Source organism: Sphingomonas guangdongensis, from assembly GCF_900199185.1.
GTDB classification, from domain to species: domain Bacteria; phylum Pseudomonadota; class Alphaproteobacteria; order Sphingomonadales; family Sphingomonadaceae; genus Sphingomonas; species Sphingomonas guangdongensis.
The window spans coordinates 423,429-437,382 of the sequence record NZ_OBMI01000003.1 but is presented as its reverse complement, the minus strand read 5'-3'; the positions used below and the strand labels follow the sequence as shown (position 1 = coordinate 437,382).

The 13,954-nt window shown below is 70.4% G+C and carries 17 protein-coding genes; 11 read left to right on the top strand and 6 right to left on the bottom strand.

All coding sequences use genetic code 11. The annotated features are described in order from the left end of the window. Position 1 precedes the first annotated feature (1 nt). A complete protein-coding gene (locus CRO12_RS14150) occupies positions 2–376 on the bottom strand; it encodes a hypothetical protein (protein ID WP_097064700.1) in 375 nt (124 codons plus the stop codon). 66 nt (positions 377–442) lie between these two features. Between CRO12_RS14150 and CRO12_RS14145 the strand changes: the two genes are divergently transcribed. From CRO12_RS14145 to CRO12_RS14115, 7 genes are all read left to right on the top strand, one after another. Beyond that, complete coding sequence (locus CRO12_RS14145) at positions 443–1,081, top strand: phosphoribosylanthranilate isomerase (RefSeq protein WP_097064699.1); 639 nt, start codon at positions 443–445, stop codon at positions 1,079–1,081. Positions 1,082–1,087: 6 nt separating this feature from the next. Then, a complete protein-coding gene (gene trpB, locus CRO12_RS14140; protein WP_097065092.1) occupies positions 1,088–2,317 on the top strand; it encodes a tryptophan synthase subunit beta in 1,230 nt (409 codons plus the stop codon). Continuing rightward, positions 2,317–2,511 carry a hypothetical protein gene (locus CRO12_RS14135; protein WP_097064698.1) on the top strand — a complete coding sequence of 65 codons (195 nt, stop codon included), beginning with the start codon at positions 2,317–2,319 and terminating at the stop codon, positions 2,509–2,511. The genes trpB and CRO12_RS14135 overlap by 1 nt, the downstream gene beginning before the upstream one ends. Next, a complete protein-coding gene (gene trpA / locus CRO12_RS14130) occupies positions 2,508–3,308 on the top strand; it encodes a tryptophan synthase subunit alpha (RefSeq protein ID WP_097065091.1) in 801 nt (266 codons plus the stop codon). The genes CRO12_RS14135 and trpA overlap by 4 nt, the downstream gene beginning before the upstream one ends. Then, a complete protein-coding gene (gene accD, locus CRO12_RS14125) occupies positions 3,305–4,159 on the top strand; it encodes an acetyl-CoA carboxylase, carboxyltransferase subunit beta (RefSeq protein WP_097064697.1) in 855 nt (284 codons plus the stop codon). The genes trpA and accD overlap by 4 nt, the downstream gene beginning before the upstream one ends. 10 nt (positions 4,160–4,169) lie before the next feature. Beyond that, the gene (locus tag CRO12_RS14120) at positions 4,170–5,489 is read left to right on the top strand and encodes a bifunctional folylpolyglutamate synthase/dihydrofolate synthase (protein ID WP_097064696.1); all 1,320 of its coding nucleotides are present in this window, start codon (positions 4,170–4,172) and stop codon (positions 5,487–5,489) included. Between the two features lie 68 nt (positions 5,490–5,557). Next, the gene (locus CRO12_RS14115; protein ID WP_097064695.1) at positions 5,558–5,983 is read left to right on the top strand and encodes a DUF6628 family protein; all 426 of its coding nucleotides are present in this window, start codon (positions 5,558–5,560) and stop codon (positions 5,981–5,983) included. Here the strand turns inward: CRO12_RS14115 and CRO12_RS14110 are convergent. Continuing rightward, the gene (locus CRO12_RS14110; protein ID WP_097064694.1) at positions 5,975–7,306 is read right to left on the bottom strand and encodes an AmpG family muropeptide MFS transporter; all 1,332 of its coding nucleotides are present in this window, start codon (positions 7,304–7,306) and stop codon (positions 5,975–5,977) included. The two genes, CRO12_RS14115 and CRO12_RS14110, sit on opposite strands and share 9 nt — an antisense overlap. Positions 7,307–7,369: 63 nt before the next feature. Beyond that, complete coding sequence (locus CRO12_RS14105; RefSeq protein WP_097065090.1) at positions 7,370–7,801, bottom strand: response regulator; 432 nt, start codon at positions 7,799–7,801, stop codon at positions 7,370–7,372. A 208-nt stretch (positions 7,802–8,009) separates the two neighbouring features. Here CRO12_RS14105 and CRO12_RS14100 point away from each other — a divergent pair, with 208 nt between their 5' ends. Together CRO12_RS14100 and rsmD are read left to right on the top strand one after the other, a co-directional pair. Further along, complete coding sequence (locus CRO12_RS14100) at positions 8,010–9,071, top strand: pseudouridine synthase (protein WP_245858576.1); 1,062 nt, start codon at positions 8,010–8,012, stop codon at positions 9,069–9,071. Next, complete coding sequence (gene rsmD / locus CRO12_RS14095; protein WP_097064692.1) at positions 9,068–9,610, top strand: 16S rRNA (guanine(966)-N(2))-methyltransferase RsmD; 543 nt, start codon at positions 9,068–9,070, stop codon at positions 9,608–9,610. Before CRO12_RS14100 ends, rsmD begins: the two co-directional genes overlap by 4 nt. Here the strand turns inward: rsmD and CRO12_RS14090 are convergent. Both CRO12_RS14090 and CRO12_RS14085 read right to left on the bottom strand, forming a co-directional pair. Next, positions 9,607–10,932 (bottom strand): amidohydrolase, encoded by a 1,326-nt coding sequence (locus tag CRO12_RS14090; RefSeq protein WP_097064691.1) that lies wholly within the window; start codon positions 10,930–10,932, stop codon positions 9,607–9,609. The genes rsmD and CRO12_RS14090 overlap by 4 nt on opposite strands. 3 nt (positions 10,933–10,935) lie before the next feature. Next, the gene (locus CRO12_RS14085) at positions 10,936–12,216 is read right to left on the bottom strand and encodes an MFS transporter (protein WP_097064690.1); all 1,281 of its coding nucleotides are present in this window, start codon (positions 12,214–12,216) and stop codon (positions 10,936–10,938) included. Positions 12,217–12,368: 152 nt separating this feature from the next. On the opposite strand from CRO12_RS14085, the gene CRO12_RS14080 reads away from it, so the two are divergent. Both CRO12_RS14080 and CRO12_RS14075 read left to right on the top strand, forming a co-directional pair. Next, on the top strand, positions 12,369–12,797 hold the full coding sequence (locus tag CRO12_RS14080; RefSeq protein WP_097064689.1) for a hypothetical protein: 429 nt from the start codon (positions 12,369–12,371) through the stop codon (positions 12,795–12,797). 28 nt (positions 12,798–12,825) lie between these two features. Further along, positions 12,826–13,524, top strand: a complete 699-nt coding sequence (locus tag CRO12_RS14075) for a TorF family putative porin (protein ID WP_245858530.1) — start codon at positions 12,826–12,828, stop codon at positions 13,522–13,524. A gap of 4 nt (positions 13,525–13,528) precedes the next feature. Here the strand turns inward: CRO12_RS14075 and CRO12_RS14070 are convergent, their stop codons facing one another. After that, positions 13,529–13,927, bottom strand: coding sequence for a GFA family protein (locus tag CRO12_RS14070; protein ID WP_097064687.1), 399 nt, complete (start codon positions 13,925–13,927; stop codon positions 13,529–13,531). Positions 13,928–13,954: the final 27 nt, after the last annotated feature.

Here is a 13,954-nt window from a genome sequence, read left to right as displayed (position 1 = left end):
CTTAGAGGCGTGCGGCCGCGATCAGAAACGAGATGAAGAGCTGCACTTCGAGCGGCAGCAGCGCCCACAGGCTCGCCTTCACGATCAGCAGCGCGACCGCGATGCGCGCTCGCGGCCCCTCGCGCCAGCCGGCGGGCGCGATCGGCAGCTCGGCCCGGAACCATGCCTTGGCGCAGACGCCGAAGAACAGCGCGTTCATGACGAGGAAGGTCGCGACATGCGCGGCGACCCCATAGATGCCTTGCACGTGGAGCCAGCCGAGGATCGCGCGCGAGGCGATCAGCCCGATCGCGGCCGTCGCCAGGATCCGCCAGCCGATCAGATGGCCGATCGCCCAGCGTTCCGCGCCGCTGACCGGTGCTTCGCCGAACCTCATCTGCCTGCGTCCGCTTCTCACCGCCGCCCTTTCGCCCGCACGCAATCGTCGGTAGGCGACGATCGCATGGCAGCGGTTAAGATTTGTGGCGTGACCAGCGAAGCGGCAGTCGACGCGGCGGTGCGCGGCGGCGCGTCGCACGTCGGGCTGGTCTTCTTCCCGCCCAGCCCGCGCCATGTCGATTGGGATTGCGCGGCGGCGCTTGCAGCACGGGTGCCCTCCCACGTCGGCATTGTCGGCGTGTTCGTCGACCCGGACGAGCAGCTGGTCGAGCAGGCGGCGCAGGCGGGTAGGCTCGCCACGATCCAGCTCCACAAGACCGCACCGGGCAAGGTCGCGCACTTGCGCCGGCTGACGGAGCTCGACACCTGGGCGGCGGTGCCCGTCAAGGTGCGCGCCGACCTCCAGGCCGCGCGCGGCTACGTTGGCGCGGCCGATCGGCTGCTCTACGACGCGAAAACGCCGGATGACGCCGCGCTCCCCGGCGGAATGGGGTTGCGCTTCGACTGGGCAGTGCTGGACGGGTTCGTTCACCCGCTGCCGTGGGCCCTCTCCGGCGGACTCGATCCGGCCAATGTGGCGGAAGCGATCGCCCGCACCGGGGCGCCGCTGGTCGACGTGTCATCCGGGGTGGAAAGCGCACCCGGGGTCAAGGATGTGGACAAGGTCGCCGCCTTCCTCCAAGCGGCTGCCGCAACGGGCTGAATGACGATGAATGCACTCAATTCCTATCGCGCCCAACCAGACGAGCGGGGCCACTTCGGCGCGTTCGGCGGACGCTACGTCGCCGAGACGCTGATGCCGCTCATCCTGGAGCTGGAGCAAGCGTATCGCGCGGCGCAGGCCGATCCGGCGTTCGCGGCCGAGTTCGACGACCTCCTGGAACATTACGTCGGCCGTCCGAGCCCGCTCTACTATGCCGAGCGGCTGACGGAGGCGCTGCGGGCGTCCGCGCCGGAGGGCATGGGCGCAGAGGTCTGGTTCAAGCGCGACGAACTCAACCACACCGGCGCGCACAAGATCAATAATTGCGTCGGCCAGATCCTGCTCGCGCGCCGCATGGGCAAGACCCGGATCATCGCGGAAACGGGTGCGGGCCAGCACGGCGTCGCGACCGCGACCGTCTGCGCACGTTTCGGCCTGCCCTGCACCATCTTCATGGGCGCGAAGGACGTCGAGCGGCAGCAGCCGAACGTGTTCCGCATGAAGCTGCTGGGTGCGGAGGTCCGCCCCGTCGCGAGCGGCGCGGGTACGCTGAAGGATGCGATGAACGAGGCGCTGCGCGACTGGGTCGCGAACGTCCACGACACCTTCTACATCATCGGCACCGCGGCCGGCCCGCACCCCTATCCGGAGCTGGTCCGCGACTTCCAGTCGGTGATCGGGCGCGAGGCGCGCGCGCAGATGCTGGCGCGCACCGGTCGGCTTCCGGACGTGCTGGTCGCGGCGATCGGCGGCGGGTCCAACGCGATCGGGCTGTTCCACCCGTTCCTCGACGATGCCGAGGTCGCGATGCTCGGCGTCGAGGCGGCTGGCGAAGGACTGGACGCCAAGCATGCCGCGAGCCTGGCCGGCGGCGTGCCGGGCGTGCTCCACGGCAACCGCACCTACCTGCTCCAGGACGACGACGGGCAGATCACGGAGGCGCACTCGATTTCCGCGGGGCTCGACTATCCGGGGATCGGCCCCGAGCACGCCTGGCTGAAGGAGATCGGTCGAGTCGAGTACACGGCCGTCACCGACACGGAGGCGCTCGACGCATTCCAGCTGCTGTGCCGGACGGAGGGAATCATCCCTGCGCTGGAGCCGAGCCACGCCATCGCCGCCGTTGCGCCCCGCGCGAAGGCGATGCCGCGCGACAAGGTGATCCTCGCCAACCTGTGCGGACGCGGCGACAAGGACATCTTCACCGTCGCCCACGCGCTGGGAGTCGCGATCTGATGCCGCAGTCGATCAAGGCGATCCTGTCGGTCGCAGCGCTCGTGCTGATCCTGGTCGGGCTCGGCTTCGTGATCAGCCGCATCATGCCGGACGGGCGGGTGCTGGCCTTCACCTGGCGCGAACTCGTCGCGGTCATCCTGGTCAGCATCGCCATCGTCTGGTCGCGCCAGTGGCGCCGGCGGCTGCGGCGATGACACGGCTGTCCGCGGCGTTCACCAGGGGGCCGGCGCTCGTCACCTTCGTCACCGCCGGCGATCCGAGTGTCGCCGCCACCCCAGCGATCCTCGACGCGATGGTCGCGGGCGGCGCCGACGTGATCGAACTCGGGATGCCGTTCACCGACCCGATGGCCGACGGCCCCGCGATCCAGGCGGCGAACATCCGCAGCCTGGCGGCGGGCATCACCACCGCGCAGGTGTTCGCGCTCGCACGCGACTTTCGAGCGCGGCATCCGAGCGTGCCGCTGGTGCTGATGGGCTATGCCAATCCGATGCTGCGGCGCGGACCCGACTGGTTCGCCACCGCCTGCGCTGAAGCTGGTGTCGACGGCGTGATCTGCGTCGACGTGCCGCCCGAGGAAGACGACGCGCTCGGCGTCGCGTTGCGCGGGGCCGGCGTCGCATCGATCCGGCTCGCCACGCCCACCACCGATGCGCGCCGCCTGCCCGCGGTGCTCGCGGGCGCAGGCGGCTTCCTCTACTACGTCTCCGTCGCCGGCATCACCGGCTTGCAGCAGGCCGCACAGGCGTCGATCGCGGACGCGGTCGCGCGACTGAAGGCGTCGACCGACCTGCCCGTCGCGGTCGGCTTCGGCATCCGCACGCCCGCACAAGCCGCCGAGGTCGCGCGCGTCGCCGACGGCGTCGTCGTCGGCTCGGCAATCGTCGATCTGGTCGCGCAGCATGGTGCAGCCGCCGCCGAGCCGGTCCGCGCCTATGTAGCAACCCTTTCCGCCGCGGTGCGCGGCGCAACCAAGGACCAAGCAGCATGAGCTGGCTCGACCGCGTCCGCAACGCGATCCCGTTCGCCGCCAAGCGCGAGACCCCCGACAACCTGTGGCACAAGTGCAAGGGCTGCGGGCAGATGGTGTTCGTGAAGGAGCTGGAGGAAAACCTCCACGTCTGCCCCAAGTGCGAGCATCATGAGCGGATCGGGCCGCGGCTGCGCTTCGAATACCATTTCGATGCGGGTTCCTGGCGGACGCTGCCGAGCCCAAAGGTGCCGGAAGATCCGCTGAGGTTCCGTGATTCGAAGCGCTATGCCGACCGGCTGAAGGCGGCGCGCGCGCAGACGGGCGAGCAGGACGCCTTCGTCAACGCGGTCGGCACCATCGACGGTCATCGGGCGGTGATCGGCGTGCAAGACTTCGCCTTCATGGGCGGCTCCATGGGCCAGGCGGTCGGCGAGGCGTTCGTCGCGGGGTGCGAGGCGGCGATTCGCGAGAACGCGCCTTTCATCGTTTTCACCGCGAGCGGCGGCGCGCGCATGCAGGAAGGCATCCTGTCGCTCATGCAGATGCCGCGCAGCACCGTGGCGATCGAGATGCTGCATGACGCCGGCCTGCCCTACATCGTCGTGCTGACCGATCCGACCTCCGGCGGGGTGATGGCGGCCTATGCGATGCTGGGCGACGTCCAGATCGCGGAGCCGCGCGCGACGCTCGCCTTCACCGGCCGACGCGTGATCGAGAACACCATTCGCGAAAAGCTGCCCGACGACTTCCAGACGAGCGAATACTACCGCGACCACGGCCTGATCGACATGGTGACGCATCGCCGCGAGCTGAAGGAAACGCTCGGCCGCCTTGCCGCCTTCCTCTGCACGGAGCGAAAGGCCGCCTGAGCGCCGGGGCATGGATCACGCGCGATCCACTGATCCGGCCGTGCAGGCACAGCTCGATCGGCTGACCGCGCTGTCGCCGGGGGCCGACGTGCTTGGGCTCTCCCGCATCCAGGCGTTGTGCGACCGGCTGGGCAACCCGGAGCGACGCCTGCCGCCGGTGTTCCACGTTGCCGGAACCAACGGCAAGGGATCGACCTGCGCCTTCCTTCGCGCCGCGCTGGAGGCGGAAGGGTATGGAGTCCACGCCTATACCTCGCCCCATCTCGTCCGGTTCAACGAGCGGATCCGAATGGCGGGCACGCTGATCGAGGATGCCGCGCTGGCGCCGCTCCTCGCGCGTGTCCTCGACATCGCCGGGGACCTCGGCGCGAGCTTCTTCGAGGTCACCACCGCCGCCGCCTTTCTGGCCTTCGCCGAGGTGCCGGCCGACGCGTGCGTGATCGAGGTTGGGCTCGGCGGGCGGCTCGACGCGACCAACATCGTCGTCAATCCGGCGGCGTGCGGGATCGCGCAGCTCGGAATCGACCACCAGGCGTTCCTCGGCAACACGATCGACGCGATCGCGCGCGAGAAGGCGGGCATCGCGAAGCCCGGACGGCCGCTGGTGACGCTCGACTATGGCGACGAAGTCAACGACGTGGTCGGCCGCGTCGCCATGGCCGCCGGCGCGCCGATCCGCGTCCATGGCACCGACTGGGGCCACGGGGCGAACGCCACGCTGGCCAAGGTCTTCCACGACTGGCCGGCGGGATCGGGCACGTTCATGACCGCGTGGCCGGCGCTCCATGGCGAGCACCAGGTCGGGAACCTGGCGCTGGCGGTCGCGATGCTACGGTCGCAGGACCGGGTCCCGGTATCGCAACAAGCGATGAAGGCGGCTGCCCTTGCCGCTCGCTGGCCGGCCAGGATGCAGCGCTTGTCGCCGGGTCCGCTCGTCGATCTGGTGCCGGCGGGTACCGCGGTGTGGCTGGACGGCGGACACAATCCGGCCGCCGCCGCGGCGGTTGCCGCCGCGCTGGCAGAGACGACCGCCGAGCCCTTGCACCTGATCCTCGGCATGCTCGCCAACAAGGACGCGGCCGGATTCCTCGCACCGATCGCGCCGCAAGCCGCCTCGCTGACCGCCGTTCCGGTCCCCGATCATGATCACCACGCGCCGGCGAGCCTAGCGGCGCTCGGCCGATCGCTCGGGATCGAATCGGACGTGGCGACAGACCTGCCGGCGGCGCTCCACGCCGTGGCGCAGCGTCCGGCGGGATCAGTCGCCATCCTCGGATCGCTCTATCTCGCCGGCGAAGCGCTCCGTCAGAACGACGAGCGCCCTGACTGACCTTTGTTGCGATTGACTATCATTAGACGTTGTACGACGATGTTGCGGTCCGAAGCGGAGACCGCCCCATGTTATCGCACGACCGTCTCACCGCCACCCTGCCGCACGTGCAGCCCGACGACGCCGCGCTTCGGCTAGTGATCTTCGGCGTGCGGCAGATGGGCGCGCACGGGCTGGATGATGCGGCGGCCGCGCACGCGTTCCTGACCGGCTTCGGTCAGGATTTCCGCCGCCCGCTGACGCTGCTGCGCACCCTCATGCTCGAGCTGTCCGAGGTATCGTCGCGGCCGATCCAGATCGCGCCGTGGTGCTGCCCCAGGATGACCGCGTCCGAAGCGGCGCTGGTCGCGGTGCTGACGCGCTGCCTGACCAACGAGGCTGCGGCCGGGCTGCTCCTCGCCGATCTGCTGGCGGTGCGCGACGCCAGCGGCCCGCTCGCCACTGCAGCGGCGCTCGCAACCGCGTGCGCCGACCTCGGGCTGCCGCTAGGCTGAGGTACCGGCGCGAGCGTCGCCCTCCCCCGCCGTGCCCGCCGTGCCGATCGAACGGTCGATCAGGCCGGAGCGGCTCATCCACCAGAACAGCAGCACGCCCGGGAACGCGACCAGCGTCGTGATCCAGTAGAAGCCCGCCCAGCCGAACGCGTCCACCAGATCGCTCGCGACGGCGACGTTCATGAAGCGGCCGACAATGCTCGCGGCGGACGAGATCAGGGCGTACTGGGCAGCGGTGAAGCGCAGGTCGCACAACGCGGAGAAGTAGGCAACCACCGTCACGCTGCCGATCCCGCTCGCGATGTTCTCGAACGCCATCGTCCCGGCAAGCCCGAGCGGATAATGCCCGGCGCCAGCCAGCAGCGCGAAGCTGGCGTTCGACACCGCCATCAGCAGCAGGCTGATCAGCACCGACCGCTTAAGCCCGAGCTGCGCGTAGAGTGCGCCGCCAATGAAGATGCCGATCAGATAAGCCCAGAAGCCGACTCCGACGTCGTAAAGCGCGATCTCGTCGTTGGTGAAGCCGAGGTCGTCGAGCAGCAGGCGCAGCACCAGCTGCCCCAGCGTGTCCCCGATCTTGTGGATAAGGATGAAGACGAGGACGAGGCCGGCGCCGGCGCGGCGGAAGAACTCAGTGAACGGCCCGATGATGGACGCGGCGATCTCACCCATGCCGCGCCGCTCGGTCGGGGGGCGGTGCCGCTCCGGTTCCCCAAAGAGCAGCGCCACGACCATGGCCGGCAGCGCGAAGACGGCACAGATCAAATAGGCGGCGTTCCACCCGACCCGCGCGGCGAGCACCAGCGCAATCGCGCCGACCAGGACCGATCCGACGCGCCAGCCGTACTGGATCATCCCCGATCCGACGCCGAGCTGATAGGGCTTCAGGATCTCGATCCGGTAGGCGTCGATGACGATGTCGTAGGTGGCACCCGCGATGCCGACCAGGATCGCGGCGGTCACCGTCGCGCCGAGCTGCGTCGCCGGATCGACCCGCGCCAGGTTCGCGACCGCCGCAATCACCAGCCCGCCCGCGAACAGCAGCCAGGATACGCGCTGGCCGAGCCGGCCGATGACGGGCAGTCGCACGCCGTCGACCAGCCACGCCCACAGCGGCTTCAGATTGTAGACGAGGAACGCGAGCGTGAAGGCGGTGATCGTCTTCTTGTCGATGTCGCTCTGCGCCAGGCGGCTGGTCAGCGTCGCGCCGATGAGCGTGAAGCACAGTCCCGACGAGATGCCGAGAAAGAAGGTCGCGAGCGGCGCCGCCTCAAAATAAGGGCGGACGCCGCCCCACCGTCCCCGCACCGTCGCTTCACTCATGCGCGCTCCCCGCCAAAGCCGGCGACGGTAGCGGAAATTGGCGGACGCGAAAGGGGCGACGCGTCAGGCGGCGGCGAGGAACAGGCTGAAGCTCTGCGGCAGGCGCTTGGGTGCCTTGCCCGCCAGCACCTTTTCGATCGCACCGACGGCGGCGAGCAGGTCGCGCTGCGGATAGGGTTTGGCGAGGCATCCTGCCGCGAGCGCGCGGGCGTCGCCCGGGCAGGTGCCGGTCACGAACAACACCTTTATCCCGCGACCGTGCGCGAGCCGCGCAACCTCGACCCCGCTGCCGTCCGACAGGTTGACGTCGACCAGCACCAGGTCGATCGGGACACCGGTTCCGATCACCGCCTGCGCATCCGCCACCGTGTCGAGCGTCGCGACAATCTCGAACCCCTCGCTCGAGAGGAAATGCTCGGTGTCGAACGCGACCAGCGGTTCGTCCTCGACGATCAGGATGCGGCTGATCCGGCGTTCCTTCTTCCCGAACAACATCGACGACTCCTCCGCCGCTCCCGACACACGAAGCGATCCTGACGACCCCGTAACGCTTGACCCAAGGTGGTGACGCAAAGAATTTTTGTCTGCCCCGTGTCGCCGCGCTAAGGCCCCGAACGTGCAACAAACAGGATCACGAGAGCCGCAGCGGATCGCCAAGCTGCTGGCGCGCGCCGGAGTCGCCTCTCGCCGCGATATCGAGCGGATGATCGCCGAAGGACGCATCGCGGTCAACGGGTCGGTGATCGATACGCCCGCGACGCTGCTGACCTCGCTCCACGGCGTCACCGTGGATGGCGAGGCGGTGCAGGCGGCCGCCCTCGCCCGCTTGTTCCTGTTCCACAAGCCCGCCGGCGTGCTGACCGCGGCGCGCGATCCGGGCGGTCGCGCCACGATCTACGATCGGCTGCCGCCCGACCTGCCGCGGCTGATGCCGGTCGGCCGCCTCGACCTCAACACGGAGGGGCTGCTGCTGATGACCACCGACGGCGAGCTCAAGCGCCAGCTGGAGCTGCCCTCGACCGGCGTCGAGCGCGCTTATCGTGCGCGCGCCTATGGCGCGGTGACGCAGGAGCAGCTCGAATCGCTGATCGAAGGCGTCGAGATCGAGGGCGTCCGCTACGGTCCGATCGACGCCAACCTGGAGCGGCGGACCGGCGCGAACGTCTGGATCGAGATGATCCTGACCGAGGGCAAGAACCGCGAGGTGCGCCGCGTGCTCGAGTTCCTGGGGCTGCGCGTCAGTCGACTGATCCGCACCCGTTACGGCCCGTTCGTCCTCGCCGACCTGCCCGAGGGCGCGATTGGCGAGGTGCGCCAGCACGACCTGGTCGCGTTCCGGCAGAGCCTGGGCCGTGGTCGCGCAAAAGAAGTCGCGCGGGAGCAGCCGATCGCGGTGCAGGGCGGCGCACCGGCGCGCTTGCCGCGCAGCAGGCCCGAGCAGCCGCCGCGCGAACGCGCGCCGCGTCCGGCCACGCCGACGCCGCGCCCTGCAAGACCATCCGCTGGGACACAGAAGGCATCGGCGCGGCCCGAGCGTCCGCCTCGCCCAGCCACGGCGGCTACACTTCAAAAATCCGGGGGTGCCGCGCCTTCGGCCAGCCGGGCGCGTGGTCCGGTCCGCAAGCCGGAGGTGCGTGAGGAACTCGACACGCGCCCGGTCGCCGGCGAGCCTACGGCTCGCGCGCCGCGACCCAAGAAGGGCGTTGGCTGGGCGAAAGCGAAGCCGAAGGCGCGCCCAACCAAGCCGCGGCGACCGCGCTCGTGAGGATCATCGCCGGCGAGTGGCGCGGACGGCCGCTTGTCGCCCCCGCGGGCGCGGCGACGCGCCCGACCGCCGATCGCACGCGGGAAGCGCTGTTCTCCATACTCGCCAGCCGGATCGGCAGCTTTGAGGGGCTGGCGGTCGGAGACTTCTTCGCCGGCTCGGGCGCGCTCGGGCTGGAGGCGCTGTCGCGCGGCGCGGGCTCCTGCCTGTTCGTCGAGCAGGACCGCGCGGCGATCGACGCGCTCAGGGCCAACGTCGCGAAGCTCGGCACCCGGGCCGCCGACGTCCGCGCCTCCTCTGTGCTCGCGCTCGGGCCGGCACGCGCGCCGCTCGACGTGATCCTGATGGATCCGCCTTACGGCTCGGGCGCCGGCAACGTCGCGCTCGACAAGCTCGCGCGGCTCGGCTGGACGTCGCCCGCGACCTGGGTCAGCATCGAGACTGCCAAGACCGAGGATGTCGCGGTCACCGGCTTCGCGGTCGACGCCGAGCGGGTCTATGGCAAGGCCAAGCTGACGCTGCTCAGGATGGTCGGCTAGCGCGCCGCTCCACCGCCGAGCAACTCCAGCGTTGCCACCGTCATCGCAGTGGCGCCGGTCACGATCGTCGGCTCCGCCTCCACCTTGAAGAGTGCGCTGTGGTGCGACGCGACCGGCGGCCCGCCGGCGGCCGCGGCATCCAGCGCCGCCTTGGGCGTCCCGCCGACCGCGAAGTAGTAGCCCTTCACGCCGCTGTCGGGCTGGACGAGGTAGGCGAAGTCCTCCGCCCCCATCCCGTTCTGCTCGAACGGGGTCACCGCGTCGGCGCCGAGCGAGCGGACCATGGCTGCGTTCAGGCGGGTGGCGAGCGCGGCGTCGTTGATCGTCGTCGGCGTGCCCTCGCTCACCGTTACCTTGGGCAGCTTGTCGTCCGGCATGCCGTTCAGCCGCCCGACGCTCTCCGCCACGCGCTTGATCCCGGCGATCAGTTGCGCGCGCGTCTTCTCGTCGTTGGCGCGCACCGTCACCTGCAGCTTCGCCATGTCGGAGATGATGTTGTGCTTGGCGCCCGAGTGGAACGAGCCGACCGTGATCACACCGGGCGAGAGCGGCGGGCGCTCGCGGCTGATCAGCCCCTGGAGCGCGATGACGAGCTGGCTGGCCATGTACACGGGGTCCTTGCCCGCGTGCGGCGAGGCGCCGTGCGCGCCGACGCCCGGCACGTCGATCTCCACCGAGTCCGACGACGAATACTGGATGCCCGTGGAGGCGGACACGGTGCCGGTCGGCTGCTGCGCGCTGACGTGGAACGCAAGCGCGTAGTCGGGCTTGGGGAAGCGGGTGTAGAGCCCATCGGCGACCATCGCCTTGGCGCCGCCGACCCGCTCCTCGGCCGGCTGCACGATCATCACCACCGTGCCCTTCCAGCGATCCTTCATCGCTTGTAGCCGCCGCGCGGTCGCGACCAGCGCGGTGATGTGGGTGTCGTGCCCGCAGGCGTGCATCACCGGATTCTCGACCCCGTCGACCCCTACCTGCCGCGCCACCGACATGTTGGGGAGGCCGGAGGCTTCCCTGACCGGCAGCCCGTCCATGTCGGCGCGGATCAGCACGGTCGGCCCGGTTCCGTTCTTCAGGATCGCGACGACGCCGGTGCCGCCGACCTTCTCCGTCACCGTCGCGCCCGCTGCGCGCAGCTCCTTCGCCATCCGCGCGGCCGTGTTCACTTCCTTGAAGCTCAGTTCAGGGTTGCGGTGGAACCAGTCGAACAGCGATCCCAGGCTCTTCTGGTAGTCGGCGCGCACCGCCGCGGCGATCTCGGTCGCGGGAGCGGGAGCCGCCTGAACGGGCGCGGCGATGAGGGCGATCGGCAGCAGGAACATCGGTCAGGGTCCTTCCATCGGAACGGGGGCGACAGGGCGTGGGCGCAACGCGAGCAGCGCGACGAGGCTGACGGCGGTGATGCCGCTCAGATACAGGCCGACGGGCGCCAGGCCGCCGCGCAGCGCGAGCGCTTGCGCGATCAGCGGCGTCAGCCCGCCGCCGAGCACGCCGGCGATGTTGAAGGTCATCGACGCGCCGGTGTAGCGCACTCGCGGCGGGAACAGTCCCGGCAGCCAGGCGCCGAGCGGTCCGTAGACGAACCCCATTGCGAGCAGCGTGGCCGACAGGAAGACAAAGGCGCCGCCCAGCCCCGCCTGCATCAGCGGCGCGATCGTGAAGCCGAGCAGGATGGTCGCGACGCACCCGCCCGCGAGCACGCGCCGCTCGTCGAAGTGCCGGTCGGCGGCCCACGCCGCGAGGTAGATGCCGACGCCCATGAACAGGATCGCCCCGAGCTGGAGCGAGAGGAACTGCTGCATGGTGAAGCCGAGCGACTTGGTGCCGTAGCCGAGCAGGAAGGCGGTGCCGACGTAATAGGTCGCGAAGCAGGCGATCGCCCCGACCGTCCCGCCGACCAGCATTCCGCCGTGTTGGCGCACCAGCTCCGCCAGCGGCACCGCGGGCGGCGGCGCTTCCTTCAGCGACTGGGCGAACTCGGGCGTCTCGGTCAGCTTAAGGCGGATCCACAGGCCCACGGCGACCAGCAGCGCGCTGATCAGGAACGGGATGCGCCAGCCCCAGCCCGCGAACTGCTCGGGGGTGAGCCACAGGCCGAGCAGCAGGAACAGGCCGTTCGCCGCGATGAAGCCCGCCGGCGCCCCCATCTGCGGTGCCGCGCCGAACCGCGCGCGCCAGCCCGGCGGCGCATTCTCCACCGCGAGCAGCGCCGCCCCGCCCCACTCCCCGCCCAGGCCGAAACCCTGGCCGAAGCGCAGCACGCACAGCGCGGCCGGTGCGATCCAGCCGGCATTCTGATAGGTTGGGAGGAAGGCGACCAGCGTGGTCGACACGCCCATCGTCAGCAGCGACGCGACCAGGGTCGACTTGCGCCCGATCCGGTCGCCGAAGTGCCCGAAGAACGCCGCTCCGACCGGCCGCGCGAAGAAGGCGACCGCCAGCGTCGCGAACGCCGCCATCTGCTGCAGCCCGGGATCGCTCGCCGGAAAGAAGATCGCGCCGAACACCAGGCTGGCGGCGGTTGCGTAGATATAGAAGTCGTAGAACTCGATGGCCGTCCCGACGAAACTGGCCAGCAGCACGCGACGGTGTCTCAGGACACTCATTCGGCCGATCCCCCTTGCACCGCCCATCTAGCCACGCCGACGCGCGCCCCGCAACAATTCCTAACGGTTCGGGCGCTTGCGGGGATGAGGCCTGCCCAAAGATCGGACGCGCAGTCGGTCGCAGAACCGACGATTACATACAGGAGCAGGACATGATTCCCATCATCGCCATCGGGCTCGCAGCGTCGGGCCCAGCCGAGAGCCACAGCGTCGCGGTGCCGCACGCGGGCGGCTCGGTGGAGGCGACGTATCGCAGCGCGACTGCGGTCCGTTATCGCCAGGTCGGCGCGGCGACCCCGCCGGGCGTCGCACCGACGCTGCGCTGTCACTGGACGGCGACCGCCACCGTCTCACGCGATGCTCGCGGCGCGGGCGGCGCGCGGCTGGCGCGCGACTGGCCGCCGGCCGACGTGCTGTCCGGCGTTCGCCACGGCTGGTGCGACAATGTTCGCCAGAGCATCGCCGAGGAGATAGCAGCGCGCCAGGATGCGATCGAGCGCCACCGCCTCGCCGTTGCGGCACAGGACCGGGCGGTGCTGATCGCCGAGCTGGAAGGTTCCGCGCGTGGGTTTGGTGGTTAGTCGTGCCTCGTTGATGTGTCTGTCGGCCGTGGCGTTCGCCGCCCCTGCCCTCGGCCAGTCCGGCCCCACGATCGAGGCGGAGGTGGCGAGCGACGAGAGCCGCCGCGGGATCAGCTGGAGCGAGGGGCGCGTCGCCCCGGCGGCAAGCATCCGGCTCGACCGCGGCGCGCTCGCGCTCGGCGCACGGGTCGCGGCGACCCGCGACAGCGCGCGTCACGCGGGTGCCGAGGCGGTCGTTGATGTGGAGGGCGGCTACATCGCCGACGTCGGCCCGCTCCAGCTGGAGGCGCGAGCAATCGGACACTTCTTCGCCGGCTCGGCGATCGGGGCCGACTACGGCGAGGTCGCGGTCGGGGCGGGTTATTTGCTCGGCCCGGCCCGCGTCACGGCGCGCGCGACCTACGCGCCGGATCAGCACGCGATCGGCGGCGACAATCTATACCTGAACGCGGGCGCGTCGCTTGGCATTCCAGCCACGCCCTTCACCGTCTCCGCCGCGGTCGGGCGCACGACCGGCAGCACCGACGATCCGTTCCGCGCGGCACGGCTTCGTCCCGCGGGCGACTATACCGACTGGCGGGTCGGGGTGGAGCACATTACCGGCCCCCTGCTGATCGGCGTCGATTATGTCGGCACCGACATCGACCAGCGCGGCCCCGGCCTGCCGCTCGCCGACCTGCGCCACAGCGGCGACCGCCTGGTCGGGCGCGTCGCGTTCCGCTTCTGACGCGCTACACGCCCGGATAGCGCGGGAAGGTCGGGAGCTCCGCCATCGTCGCGAGCCACGCCGGCGCGTCCGCCGTCTGGATGCACGCGCCGGGCGCGAGTGCATCCGGATCGTCGAAGGTGCCGGTCTGGATGTCGACCTGCCCCGGAAAGACGCTGGCCGACCGGAAGAACAGCCCGGTCCCGCACGTCCCGCAGAACTGCCGCTCCACGTCGCCCGACGAGTTGTAGGTGACGGGCGTGCCGGTGATCTCAACCGCCGCGACCGGGAACAGCGCCCAGCCGACGATCGGCGCGCCGGCCGCGCGGCGGCAGTCGGTGCAGTGGCACAGCGCGTTGTGCACCGGCTCGCCTTCGGCACGGTAGCGGATCGCCCCGCACATGCACCCGCCCGTCACCGCCATCGCTGCTCTCCCGGTTGCCTTGCCCTT

Excerpts from the sequence above, each read along its gene's own strand:
- CRO12_RS14100 (WP_245858576.1), top strand. The coding sequence starts at position 8,010 with ATGATCGCCGAAGGACGCATCGCGGTCAACGGGTCGGTGATCGATACG.
- accD (WP_097064697.1), top strand. The coding sequence starts at position 3,305 with ATGAGCTGGCTCGACCGCGTCCGCAACGCGATCCCGTTCGCCGCCAAG.
- CRO12_RS14120 (WP_097064696.1), top strand. The coding sequence starts at position 4,170 with ATGGATCACGCGCGATCCACTGATCCGGCCGTGCAGGCACAGCTCGAT.
- CRO12_RS14135 (WP_097064698.1), top strand. The coding sequence starts at position 2,317 with ATGCCGCAGTCGATCAAGGCGATCCTGTCGGTCGCAGCGCTCGTGCTG.
- CRO12_RS14115 (WP_097064695.1), top strand. The coding sequence starts at position 5,558 with ATGTTATCGCACGACCGTCTCACCGCCACCCTGCCGCACGTGCAGCCC.
- CRO12_RS14110 (WP_097064694.1), bottom strand. The coding sequence starts at position 7,306 with ATGAGTGAAGCGACGGTGCGGGGACGGTGGGGCGGCGTCCGCCCTTAT.
- CRO12_RS14150 (WP_097064700.1), bottom strand. The coding sequence starts at position 376 with ATGAGGTTCGGCGAAGCACCGGTCAGCGGCGCGGAACGCTGGGCGATC.
- CRO12_RS14145 (WP_097064699.1), top strand. The coding sequence starts at position 443 with ATGGCAGCGGTTAAGATTTGTGGCGTGACCAGCGAAGCGGCAGTCGAC.
- trpB (WP_097065092.1), top strand. The coding sequence starts at position 1,088 with ATGAATGCACTCAATTCCTATCGCGCCCAACCAGACGAGCGGGGCCAC.
- CRO12_RS14090 (WP_097064691.1), bottom strand. The coding sequence starts at position 10,932 with ATGTTCCTGCTGCCGATCGCCCTCATCGCCGCGCCCGTTCAGGCGGCT.
- trpA (WP_097065091.1), top strand. The coding sequence starts at position 2,508 with ATGACACGGCTGTCCGCGGCGTTCACCAGGGGGCCGGCGCTCGTCACC.
- CRO12_RS14080 (WP_097064689.1), top strand. The coding sequence starts at position 12,369 with ATGATTCCCATCATCGCCATCGGGCTCGCAGCGTCGGGCCCAGCCGAG.
- CRO12_RS14105 (WP_097065090.1), bottom strand. The coding sequence starts at position 7,801 with ATGTTGTTCGGGAAGAAGGAACGCCGGATCAGCCGCATCCTGATCGTC.
- CRO12_RS14070 (WP_097064687.1), bottom strand. The coding sequence starts at position 13,927 with ATGGCGGTGACGGGCGGGTGCATGTGCGGGGCGATCCGCTACCGTGCC.
- CRO12_RS14085 (WP_097064690.1), bottom strand. The coding sequence starts at position 12,216 with ATGAGTGTCCTGAGACACCGTCGCGTGCTGCTGGCCAGTTTCGTCGGG.